Raw genomic sequence first — 11,219 nt, 5'->3', positions numbered from 1 at the left:
TCCGACTCCGAAACCAGCCCAGCCGCCAGCACCGTTTTCGCCGTTTGCTTCTCCGCCGCCGAAGCCAGCCCAGCCGCCTGCACCGTTTTCACCGTTGGCGTCTCCGCCGCCGAAGCCGCCCCAGTTGCCCCATGCACTGCCAGTGTCTTCTTCACTGTACTGGAGGCCTTCCTCGCTCTTGGAGGTATTGGTGTCAAAGTCTTCTATTGTAAATTCAAACCTTGGATCAGCTTCAACGTGTGAACGGATCTTTTTAGCGTAATCTGCAACATACTGTTCTGGATCGCTGTAGTACTCGAGCACGTCCTTGACTATCTTGACATACATATCATAGTATTCAGGTACCTGAAGCAGTTTTGCAAGAGGACGATCCTCTATAGTTGACTGATAAAGGCTTGTCTTGATGTCAGATGTTACAGCATTTGCTGCTCCTGTGAAGTTACCGAGACAGAGGTTATAGTCCCAGCCTACAAAGTACATTTTCTCGCCTGAGTACATGAGGTAATAGTTGTGTGCGAGTGAACCGTTGTAGCTGTCGTAGTTGCAGAATATTGAGTTTACTGCAAAGCCCTTGAGGAAACTTGGGACATCAATAACGTCCTCGATAAATTTGTAATCTGTAGATGTGAGCTTGTTTATGGCTGTTTTGACAGCCTGTATGTGCGCGAATTCATCGTCTGTACCGAATTTAACGTCAAATCTGTCAAGAGGCATATTCTCAGTGAATGAGCAATAGCTGTCTCCGCCGAAGCCACCCCAGCCGCCTTCTGCTCCATTCTTTTCTGTAGCCTTGTAGAGAACAGAGTCGTCATCAATGGCATAACGCTCAGCAAGTGTAGTACCAGGCTGCTCTGCGAGGAGATAGAAGCTGTAGAGGTTACCATTGAGGTACATATCTGTATGAGCTGCATGAGGAGCAACGCCGCCTATTTCATACATAGCGTTATAGCAGAGTATATCTCTTAGGCATGATGCGTCCATGAGCATATTATTCATGCATAATTCTGTAAGACCGTGATAGTTGTTGGTTTTGTCATACTTATCGAGTTTAAGGCGGAAGCTGTACTTTCCATCCTTGGCCATCATGAGTGAGCTGTTGCCCTTTGTTCTGATACCAACGTTTTTGATAGTTTCACCGTCGATAGTAACATCACAAGGAGTCCACTCTTCTTTGCTTGCTGTTTGCAGGAGATTGTCCCATACAGCTTCATCTATCTGAATGTCAATCTTGTGTATCTTTTCCTGGCTGAAGAGATCTTGATAAAGCTGCTCTTCATTATCCATATCGTTGTTTACTTCTGTGTACTTGGCAGGCTTGCCACTCTTGAAGGTTGCTCCTTCACTGTGTTTTACCTTGATACCGCCTGCGAATACCTTAAGGTCATCAGAATCAATGTCAGCGGATGAAACGATAGCATATCTGTATTTCTTTAGAGTATTCTTCTCGAAGAGTACTTTGTTTGAGGAATCCGTAACAGTAACAGGATTGTTCTTTGACCACTCCTTGACGAAGTCGAGAACAATAGTTGCTTGCTCTGTTGCAGCAAGAGTCTCGCATTGCTTGTCTACGGCTGTAGCAAGAACATTTCCACCTGTGATATTTACATTGCCGGCAGCGGTGAGACCCTTGTCGCCGAATGCAGCGATATCGCCGCCAGAGATAGTTATATCTGTCTCAGCCTGTACAGCATCCTTAGCTGCTTTGATTATAACAGTACCATCTTCGATGGAAACAGAACCCTTTGAGGATTTGATTCCGTCGCCCACTGAATTGATATTGAGAGTACCGCCCTTTACTGTTACAGAGTTCTTGCCCTTTACAGTGTCGGGAGTAAGCTCGGGATCTTCGTTGAGGGTGTTGATATTAATGATGCCACCTGTAAACTTGAGGTCGTTGTTGCATACTACAGCAGGCTGGAAATTAGCATTTATGGTAAGAGTACCTGTACCGTTGTCGTCGCCCTTGAACGTGAGGTCGTCCTTGGCTTCGATAACAGCGCTTTCAGCTTCATTATCTGTATAAGCTGCTGTACCGTCTGAGATTGTGTTTTCTGTATCATCAGCTATTGTAACTGTGGTTTTTTCCGCATTCTTTACAAGAATAGCAGGAGCGCTATTGCCTGTTATGTTAACACCCTTGAATACAAGCTTTACAGTTCCGTTATCTGCCTTTTCGTCAGGGATATCAACATAGATCTGACCGTCGCTGAGAGAGCCGTCGAAGGTGAATTTTCCAGAGTGTGTGATAGTGATTTTCGAGCCCTCTGCTTCAGCGTACTGTCCTTCTATCTCAATGTTAGAATCGCTGAGATGTATCTTTGTCTTTACTTCGTCTTTGTCATCTTCATTTGTTGATGAATCGTTTTTGTAGGATTCAGGAAGGGACTTGATATTACCCAAAAGATAATTCTGGATTGAAAGAGCATCGTTGTTGGTTAGACCGTTTCCAGTTTCACAGACATCAGCAAGCTCTATGCCTTTTTCTGTGATGTGCTTTTCGTCTGTTCCATTTAGTCCGTATCTTCCTGGGTTGTCCAGTGCCTGCATAATTAGTACAGCGTCTCCCATGTCAACTGTACCATCGCAGTTTGCATCACCGTAGAGAACGTCAGCGGCAGCCGCCGATGTTGCTGAGACAGTTCCCAGGACAACTGCTGACAACAGACCTGTCAGAATTGATTTGTGGTTCTTCATTAGTATCATCCTCCATTATAAAATAATATATGTTAATATATATTTGTAATTGTATAATAGTATTTTAATCTTAAAATAATCTTAATTATTTATACTTCCAGTGAATTTTTGTATAAAATTTACAGGGGCTTAGTATTTAACAGGTGCTGCTTGTTATACATCATAATGGGTAAATGCGTGAACTTGTAAAGAAAATGAATTCAAACAATCTCGCAGGGAACTTAAGACTATTAAAAAACGAAGGAGACGCTTACTGTAAGCGTCTCCTTAAACAATAGCAATATAAGTTTTTATTTGTCTTCTTATTTACTTACGACTACAAAAAGCAGCGATAGCTTCCGATACAAACTTCGCTGTACCCCTGCCGCCTGTTATGTCAATATTTTCAGCTATCTCTCCGCCTCCTTCGTACATTTTACCAAGCCCTGAGAGTATCTTATCGGTGCAAGTATAGAAATGCTCAGTTATAAAGTCCTGAAGCTTTTTTACCAGAGCCTGAGCTTCTTCGCTTTCTGGACTGCCGTTTTTCAGTTCGCCTAACTCTGCGAACAGCCCCATGAACCTTTCTATCAGTTCCTGTTCTTCCTCCGGAGTACGGCTGCGCTCCTTTTCGTTTAGTTCTTTGTATTCGGGTGTATCTCCCCATTGTTCCTTTGCCCTTTGGGCATATTCATCAAGTTTAGATCTGTCAAATGCAGAAAAATCCACTGCTCTCACTCCTATTAATTTTATTCCACGAGCGAATGCAATCAAGTATTCAAGCCGCTGCTTTTTTAATTCCAACAGCTCTAACTGCTGTTCAAGAGCTTTTTTACGGTCAAAATCGGGACTGCTCATAATTTGGACTATATTCTTAAGTGGAAATTCCAGTTCGCGAAAAAGTAGTATCTGCTGGAGTCTTTCCAGAGCTGTATCGTCATACAGCCTGTATCCTCCCTCGGTATGATCCGCAGGCGGCAAAAGCCCTATTTCATCGTAATATCGTAGAGTGCGTATACTCACTCCAGTCAGCTCGCTGACCTCCTTGACCGTCATCATGTTACCAGCTCCTCTCGTGTGATATCAGTATAGACCATGACGTAACGTGAGAGTCAATAGTATTTTGCATATTTGTAGGAACTCACAAAAAAACACTGCTGATTTGTACAGCTTATTCAATAGGTATCCATATCTGGCTTTTGTAGTCGGGAGAAGTCATATCTCCGTCAGGGTAGGCTTCAATGTCCATTTCGTAAGTAGGCTTATAGCCTGAGGTGGGGAAGAATTCGGCACACAGTTCATGCCAGAGCTTTTGTATAGCGTCAGGCATAGCCCCTGTACACTCGGCTACAACCCATTTTCTTGCAGGGATAGTATTCACGCGATATCCTTCGGGAGCAGATGTTTCAGGAGAACATTCAACTGCGATACCATAGTCAAATTCCTCACTATCCGTGTGACCATTGCCGTAGCACGTGCCCAAAAGCAATTCCTTGTCTGACGCATAGCTGAGAAGAGTATCTATCACGCCCTCCTTCGATGCTCTGCCCCAGAATTCGGGAATTGTGTTCAGGTTCTGAGCTCCTGCTACTGTATGATGCTCCACCTTTTCGAGAACTGTGAAAGCCTCTTTTTCAATTATTTTGTACTCCATTGTATTACCGCCTTTCAGTATTATCTGCACTCTGAGGCGTGAAAATGACCTGAGCCCTGCTTTACTCTGTCTTGCCTCCGTAGGCGTTATGCCGTGGAATAAAGTAAAAGCACGGGTGAAGCTGTCAGGGGAGCTGTAGCCATATTTCATGGCTATATCTATGACTTTTTCATCTGTTGATATAATATCGTTCCCTGCAAGAGAAAGTCTCCTGCTTCGGATATACTCTCCTAAAGTTAATCCGCACAACGCTCCGAAGATACGCTGAAAGTAGAAAGCCGAACATGCCGCGCGCGCTGCGATATCATTGATGTCCAGTTCCTCGGTGATATTATCCTCGATGTAATTGATAGCACTTTGTATGCCCTCTGTCCAGTTCATTGTCATTCCTCCTCTCGGTGTAATCCCATTGTAACATAAAGGCAGTACAATGTCCCGACAATTTGTGCACTCTTGTGTCAGATAAATATATCGGCTGTCGAAAACAGAACAGCTGTTCCAGATGTTTTCACTCTTTCGCCTCTTACCTCACAGTGAAGTATGCCTGTTCTACTTGAAGCCTGAAATGCAGTGATACTGTTTTTATTCAGCCTTTTGCTCCAGTATGGTGCTATCATGCAGTGCGCCGAGCCTGTTACGGGGTCTTCGGTTATTCCGTATCTTGGAGCAAATACACGGGACACACAGTCATGAATTCTGCCTCTGGCAGTCACGGCTATACAGGCTCCATCAAGCTTTGAAAGAAGTTCAATATCGGGATGAAGCGATTGAACTTCGTCCTCATCACGAAGCACAAACATAATGTCGCGGTCACGGTAAGCCGCTATTGGCACAACTCCGAGAGCTTCTATCATAAGATCGGTTATCTCAATATGTTCAAGTCTGTAAGCAGGGAAGTCCATATCTATAAGCTTGTCGGAACGCTTTATCGGAAGGTTTCCATTAGCCGTTTCAAAAACTATTTTTTTACTGTTCTGCTCGTAAAAGCTAAAAAGTACAAATGCAGCGCCGAGAGTAGCATGACCACAGAATTCTATCTCGCCTTTCGGTGTGAACCACCTAAGCCTATAGCCTTTCTCTGATTTTATAGCAAAGGCAGTCTCAGAAAGATTATTCTCTGTAGCTATATCTTGCATGAGTCGGTCATCTGGAAAGCTGTCCATAACGCAGATCGCGGCAGGATTACCTCTGAAAAGCCTGTCCGTAAAGGCGTCAACTATATACTGTCTCATCTATTTACCTCTCGCATTGTTTCTTCACAGGGTGTCGGATAACAGTTTTCAGTTTTTCGGTAGCAGTTTTTCGAGGATCTGAGAGGTATATCTCATGGTGTTGACGTTCATTGGTAATGTCAACAGCATAGCCCATGCGCTCCGCGAAGCTGTTCATAAGGGCGACAGTTGCAGGTTCATCGTCGTAGGAGCCTGTATGCATACATTGCACACACAATCCCTCGTTGAATGTCGTTAATTTTACCTTTGAGAAGTCACATTTTTTCTTTTTGGTTGCCTGTTCAACAGCCCAATCAAAGTCAGCTCTTGTTACAAAATCAGGAACTCTTATCATAGCAGTCCATTGCAGATCTTTCTTACGGCTGTAGTCTATGCCGACTGTTCCTTCTTGAGCCCATAACCCCTCGAGAGGCGGAACAACGTAGTCAAAATAGCCGTCGATACGGTAGTCGGTCTTCTTGCTCATTTTTATTGTATAGGCAATACTGTACAGCAGCTCCAAAGCATCCTTGTACTCTCCACCCTCCTCGTTCGGATCGCCTTTTCCACGCACTGTAATGAAATTCATTGGAGGAACCGTAATGATCTCAGGTTTGTTCTTTGGCTGGTAAAATTCCTTGTATTCCTTCTTGTAATCAAAAGCCATGTCAAATGCTCCTTTCATAATATAAAACTAGTATAGCATACAGTAGAAGCCGTGTCAAACATCAATAGTGAGAGATACATTTGGATACATGTGAATAAGAATAGAAACTTCATATAACTATAGCAGGTCAGGTCAAGTTTTTACATGGAGAGGTACTTGAGTCATATTATCCTTTCAACTGCATGTTTATTGGTCTGGTTTTTAAGGGAGTTAACATTGTATAATTTGTGTACAAAAGTACTGCTGGTATAAATATGAGAGTTTCTCTAAATTATATCGACCTTGTAGCAAAAAATTATGAGTTATCTAAAAAATTCCAAAAGAGCGTTTTTTCTATTGACTTTACTGCTCATTTGATGTTAAAATTATATACGGTGTGCATAATCCTATAAATTTATACAATTCATTATATTATTTATCAATCAGCACTCCAAAATATAAAGGAGTAAAAGAATATAATGTATAACAGAGCATTTCTCTTTAACGGAATCGGCTCAAAGCCAGAAAAGCTCCTTGTACAGCTTACCCCCGAAATGACGGATAGGTATGAGGCTTACAGGAAAGAGGCTTTTACGAGGCTCGGGCTTGATCTCGATATGGATAATAATACAGGCTACAACGCAAAGGCAGCAGAATGGATGGTGCCTTTTCTCTGCGACAGGGTCGTATATGAGTACTTGATCGGCAAGGGGATTTTCCCTGATATCGGTGCAGGCTACAGTTCTGGCATAGTTAGCGCAAGCGCCTGCTTCGGTTCAATCAAGCACGAGGATGCTCATGACATCGTTATGACTCATCTTTCGATGTTCAGGGAACTTCAGGAAAAAGGCATAAAGCTGAATATGGGGATAGTTATCGGTTTCCCATACGATGATCTGAAGGAGCTCCTCAGAGGCAGATTCAGTTCGGACGAGCTGGTCATCGGAAGTGGAAATTCAAGCTTCCACGTTATGATAAGCGGTAAGGCTGATGCTGTGGAAAAGGCTATCGAGATATGTATAAACGAGGGTGCTATTAAGGCTTTCCCTATGAATACAGGCACAGCTTTTCATCACCCTCTCATGGAACAGTATTCTACAAAATATATCGAGCTTTGCAGAAGGCTTGACTACAAAGAGCCTAAATATCCGCTTATCTCTGTTTTCAACCATACTGTACTGAAGACAGTGGATGATGTGAAAAAGGAAAACCAAATGAATGTATGCACTCCCATGCGCTGGGATCTTGCAATGAAAAAGCTGGAGGAGCTCGGAGTAAAAGAGTTTTTCGACTTGAGCGCAAACGGTGCTATAAAGAAGTTTTCAAGAGTCGGCAGGAAATGCAGAGTCTACACTCTTGAGGATATAGTTGGCGGCGGATATACGATATAAAACTTCAGTAGATTTTAGATAAATACATATAAAGTGCAGGATAGTGTCCTGCATAAGTATTTTGGGAAAGGATAAACAGATGAACACAGAAATAAAAGAATATACGACTGAGGTCAGCGGAGTGACCTCTCTCAGCCAGCTTCTTGTTGAGGATCTGGGCAGTCCGTGCCTGTTGATCGTAAAGGAAAGCAGAATAACAAGTGATGTCAGCAGTTACATCAGAAAGTTTTTTGAAAATGCCTCTTTCCTTACTGCTCTTGCAGACGATGCTCCCACACTGGAGCTTGCTGAGCTTTTTGATATGGTAATACCTGCTGACGGTATTGATGAATGGACGGAAAGACTTTTCAAAGATAAGACAAAATGGGCTGCCGACCAGATCACTGCCTGCTTCGTAAAATCAAGAACAGGTACTGTGGAAGAGGTTCTGGACTGTGAATCAAGAGCATTTTACCGTCTTATGGCAGTGAAGAACGGAGGAAGCAGCAATGAGTGATACAATTAATATCAGACTTAATGAAGATAACGGCATACTCCATCTTATTATGGATGCTCCAAATAATAACATGATGTCAACTGCTTTTCTTAACACCTTTGAAGCGGTTATGGAGCAGGTAGGAGAAAGAGCCAAAAAAGGTGATATAAGAGGAATGATTATATATGGCGGCGGAAGACATTTCAGTTCGGGCGCAGACGTTGGAGCGCTTGCCGAGCGTTCCGAAAAGGAAGCCTTTGACGAATGTACGGAAGAGCTTCCTGCAAGCCATGTGGTACAGAAAAGACATTTTACTTTTCTACGCGACCTGCCTTTCCCTGTAGTAAGCGTGGTAACTGGATTCTGCATCGGCTCCGGCAGCGAGATAGCCGTCAATAGTCACTACAGGATACTTGAAAAGGGCGCAAGGATTGGTCAGCCAGAATCCACTTTCGGCATACTTCCGGCACTTGGTGGAGTTGCAAGAAATATAGAGATATGTGGCATGAAAAATGCTTACGAGCTGGTCATGACAGGTGATATGATACCTGCGGAGCAGGCTTATGAGATAGGCTATGCCGACATTTTTACCGGCAAGAAGCAGGGTATCATGGAGGCGCTCTCTCTAATAAATTACATTTCCGACAATTTCGGCACATTCGAACCTAGGAGATACAAAGAATACATAAATCAGTATAAGCAGGGCAGGGAGGCTTAATATGAAAAAGGTTGTAGTAACAGGTATAGGATCTATAAGCGCTCTTGGTCTGAATACCGACGAATTTTGGGACGGTCTTGTAAATGGGAATAGCGGCATAAAGCAGATAACGCGCATACCGCTGGATAAACACGATACAACGGTTGCAGCTGAGGTAGATGACGCATTTGAGGCTGTTGCCTCAAAATACTGGAAAAAACGTCAGCTTAGCGCCACAACAAAAGCAACAAGAATGGGACTTGCTGCAGCTGGCGAGGCTATTGAAGATTGCGGTGCTGATTTCAGCACTCTCAACGGAAAGCGTATAGCAATTATTTTCGGCATCTCCGATAATTCATATGAGGACGGAGAGCTTGATATAAAGCCGAATATTACCTTAAAGCGTATGCCGAGCGCTGTCCCTGCAATGCTTGCTATGAAACACGGAATACAGGGAGCTTCATTCAATCTTTCGACTGCCTGTGCTTCATCGGGCTACGCGGTCGCTCTCGGAAAACAGCTCATCCAGTCAGGTATGTACGATATGGTCATTACAGGCGGACTTTCAAACACTGTTTCAAACGTTGTTATCAGCGGTTTCAATCAGGTTCTAGCTATGTCAGTTGACCCTGACCCGTCAAAAACTCCGCGTCCTTTCACAAAGAACCGCGATGGCTTCATCATGGGTGAGGGGTGTGGCTGCATTGTTATCGAATCAGAGGAACACGCAAAGGCGAGAGGCGCAAGGATACACTGTGAGCTTGCAGGCGTTAGTATGACCTGTGAGGCTTACAATATGACAGCTCCCAAGGCAGACGGTGAAGGTATGGCAGAATCTATGGAGATAGCTCTCTGTGATGCAGGAATGTCTCCGGACGATATCGGTTATATCAATGCTCACGGCACCTCTACGAGCCTCAATGACCTTTACGAGACAATGGCTATAAAGAAGGTATTCGGTGAAAGAGCATACGACATACCGGTTTCATCTATTAAGGCTGCAATAGGTCATACCCTTGCAGCAGGCGGTGCGCTTGAGGGCATTGCATGTATCAAGGCTATCGAAACAGGAATTCTTCCTCCTACAGTACACTACAGTGAGCCGGATCCGGAGCTTGATCTCAATTATATACCTAATAAAGCAATAAAGAGAGATATAAAAGCGGCAATTTCAAATTCTTTCGGATTCGGAGGAAACGATTCCACACTTATTTTCAGAAAATATGAATAATCAGCATTTCCTGCGGAGTTTTCCGTAGGAAAACTACAGCAACTATCGTAATAATCAAAAAAAGAAAGGAAAAAACAAATATGAAATGGGCAATCAGAGACCTATTAAATCCAGTAGTTACAAGATCAATGCTTTACGGCAGTGATCCGTTTGATATCGAGTACATCTTAAAGCAGGTAGATGCTATCGACGCCATGAGCGGAAAGAAGATACAGTCTGTATGGGTAGGAGAATGGAACGAAAAGATAGCTCACTATACAGAGTTACGTGACAAGGCTGAGGCTGAGGGAAATAGAATATCCGCAAGAGCTTATGCCAAAATGATATCAGAGTGTCACTATGCCTGCTTTATGGTAAATATTCAGGATCTTGAACACAAGACGGTTATCTATAATGGTCTGGTTGAAAGTTATAAAAAGTATATCTCACTCTGCGACAACAAAGTGGAGTATATAGAAATAGATACTGAATTTGGCAAGCTTCCTGCATATATCCACTTTCCTGATGATGGAACAAAGAGAAGCTATTCTGTGGCTATAACATATTCTGGCATAGGCAGCTGCAAGGAAGAGCTTGAAATGCTGGCTGCTCCTCTTAACGAGAGAGGAATAGCAGTTATTACTCCAGATATGCCCGGTGCAGGAGGAGCTCTTATCTACAATAACGTAAAGTGCGGCGGTGCGCAGCTTGAAGCCGCAATTGATGCTATATACAAGTTTATAGACGGCAGAAGCGATCTTGACAGTGATCGTATAGCAAACTTTGGACTTTGTATGGGAGGCGGATACGCTTTCCGTGCAACTGTAAAAAATCCAAACGTAAAGTGCTGTGTAAGTCTTTTCCCTCTGTTCATGCATCTTGCTGAGCAGAATTCGATTCCTGTATGGATGAAGAAGGGAAAGTGGAGTTCATATCAGATCGTAGACAACTACTTAGAGAGCATGAAGGCTATCGAGGAAGGTACTATCAATGCTGATTTCCTAATGGTTCACAGCGATGATGATAACTGGATGACCCCCGAAGCTACAGATAAGCTGTTTGATAAGGCTACAGGCTTTAAGCAAAGAATAAAGATCACTGAAAAGCCTTCTTATGCTTCTGAGGAAACCATAATGCACGCTATGCCAGTTGGCGAGCAGTACCACTGGGTAAAGCACATAGCAGCAGATTTCATAGCAGCAAGACTTAACGGGAGAAAATGAAATGCCGGAGAAATTTTTTGATTACTACAGCAAGTACGC

At 43.4% G+C, this 11,219-nt stretch carries 10 protein-coding genes; 5 read left to right on the top strand and 5 right to left on the bottom strand.

Going from position 1 to position 11,219, the window contains the following annotated elements:
- The 5 genes from J6U00_RS05710 to J6U00_RS05690 form a co-directional block, all read right to left on the bottom strand.
- The coding region (locus J6U00_RS05710; protein ID WP_296580055.1) for a carbohydrate-binding domain-containing protein at positions 1 to 2,694 on the bottom strand (2,694 nt) is incomplete at its 3' end.
- 306 nt (positions 2,695 to 3,000) lie between these two features.
- Positions 3,001 to 3,732 carry a MerR family transcriptional regulator gene (locus tag J6U00_RS05705; RefSeq protein WP_296580053.1) on the bottom strand — a complete coding sequence of 244 codons (732 nt, stop codon included), beginning with the start codon at positions 3,730 to 3,732 and terminating at the stop codon, positions 3,001 to 3,003.
- 112 nt (positions 3,733 to 3,844) lie between these two features.
- Positions 3,845 to 4,708, bottom strand: a complete 864-nt coding sequence (locus tag J6U00_RS05700; protein WP_296580051.1) for an AraC family transcriptional regulator — start codon at positions 4,706 to 4,708, stop codon at positions 3,845 to 3,847.
- A 77-nt stretch (positions 4,709 to 4,785) separates the two neighbouring features.
- On the bottom strand, positions 4,786 to 5,559 hold the full coding sequence (locus J6U00_RS05695; protein WP_296580049.1) for a PhzF family phenazine biosynthesis isomerase: 774 nt from the start codon (positions 5,557 to 5,559) through the stop codon (positions 4,786 to 4,788).
- Between the two features lie 4 nt (positions 5,560 to 5,563).
- Positions 5,564 to 6,205 carry a GyrI-like domain-containing protein gene (locus J6U00_RS05690; protein ID WP_296580047.1) on the bottom strand — a complete coding sequence of 214 codons (642 nt, stop codon included), beginning with the start codon at positions 6,203 to 6,205 and terminating at the stop codon, positions 5,564 to 5,566.
- 458 nt (positions 6,206 to 6,663) lie between these two features.
- Here J6U00_RS05690 and J6U00_RS05685 point away from each other — a divergent pair, with 458 nt between their 5' ends.
- The 5 genes from J6U00_RS05685 (at position 6,664) to J6U00_RS05665 (ending at position 11,180) form a co-directional block, all read left to right on the top strand.
- Positions 6,664 to 7,575, top strand: a complete 912-nt coding sequence (locus J6U00_RS05685) for an acyltransferase domain-containing protein (protein WP_296580045.1) — start codon at positions 6,664 to 6,666, stop codon at positions 7,573 to 7,575.
- Positions 7,576 to 7,654: 79 nt separating this feature from the next.
- Positions 7,655 to 8,071, top strand: coding sequence for a hypothetical protein (locus J6U00_RS05680; RefSeq protein WP_296580043.1), 417 nt, complete (start codon positions 7,655 to 7,657; stop codon positions 8,069 to 8,071).
- Positions 8,064 to 8,768, top strand: a complete 705-nt coding sequence (locus J6U00_RS05675; RefSeq protein ID WP_296580042.1) for an enoyl-CoA hydratase/isomerase family protein — start codon at positions 8,064 to 8,066, stop codon at positions 8,766 to 8,768. Before J6U00_RS05680 ends, J6U00_RS05675 begins: the two co-directional genes overlap by 8 nt.
- A gap of 1 nt (position 8,769) precedes the next feature.
- The gene (locus tag J6U00_RS05670) at positions 8,770 to 9,978 is read left to right on the top strand and encodes a beta-ketoacyl-[acyl-carrier-protein] synthase family protein (RefSeq protein WP_296580040.1); all 1,209 of its coding nucleotides are present in this window, start codon (positions 8,770 to 8,772) and stop codon (positions 9,976 to 9,978) included.
- A gap of 80 nt (positions 9,979 to 10,058) precedes the next feature.
- A complete protein-coding gene (locus tag J6U00_RS05665; protein ID WP_296580038.1) occupies positions 10,059 to 11,180 on the top strand; it encodes a dienelactone hydrolase family protein in 1,122 nt (373 codons plus the stop codon).
- The last annotated feature ends 39 nt before the right edge of the window (positions 11,181 to 11,219 follow it).

The sequence above is a fragment of the Ruminococcus sp. genome (assembly GCF_017650195.1).
Lineage (GTDB): Bacteria > Bacillota > Clostridia > Oscillospirales > Ruminococcaceae > Ruminococcus.
The sequence above is the reverse complement of the archived record's forward strand: the minus strand, read 5'-3'. Positions and strand labels throughout refer to the sequence as shown.

What these genes read in the sequence shown, in the direction of transcription:
- J6U00_RS05680 (WP_296580043.1), top strand. Translation starts at nt 7,655, where the DNA reads ATGAACACAGAAATAAAAGAATATACGACTGAGGTCAGCGGAGTGACC.
- J6U00_RS05685 (WP_296580045.1), top strand. Translation starts at nt 6,664, where the DNA reads ATGTATAACAGAGCATTTCTCTTTAACGGAATCGGCTCAAAGCCAGAA.
- J6U00_RS05705 (WP_296580053.1), bottom strand. Translation starts at nt 3,732, where the DNA reads ATGATGACGGTCAAGGAGGTCAGCGAGCTGACTGGAGTGAGTATACGC.
- J6U00_RS05695 (WP_296580049.1), bottom strand. Translation starts at nt 5,559, where the DNA reads ATGAGACAGTATATAGTTGACGCCTTTACGGACAGGCTTTTCAGAGGT.
- J6U00_RS05700 (WP_296580051.1), bottom strand. Translation starts at nt 4,708, where the DNA reads ATGAACTGGACAGAGGGCATACAAAGTGCTATCAATTACATCGAGGAT.
- J6U00_RS05665 (WP_296580038.1), top strand. Translation starts at nt 10,059, where the DNA reads ATGAAATGGGCAATCAGAGACCTATTAAATCCAGTAGTTACAAGATCA.
- J6U00_RS05675 (WP_296580042.1), top strand. Translation starts at nt 8,064, where the DNA reads ATGAGTGATACAATTAATATCAGACTTAATGAAGATAACGGCATACTC.
- J6U00_RS05670 (WP_296580040.1), top strand. Translation starts at nt 8,770, where the DNA reads ATGAAAAAGGTTGTAGTAACAGGTATAGGATCTATAAGCGCTCTTGGT.
- J6U00_RS05690 (WP_296580047.1), bottom strand. Translation starts at nt 6,205, where the DNA reads ATGGCTTTTGATTACAAGAAGGAATACAAGGAATTTTACCAGCCAAAG.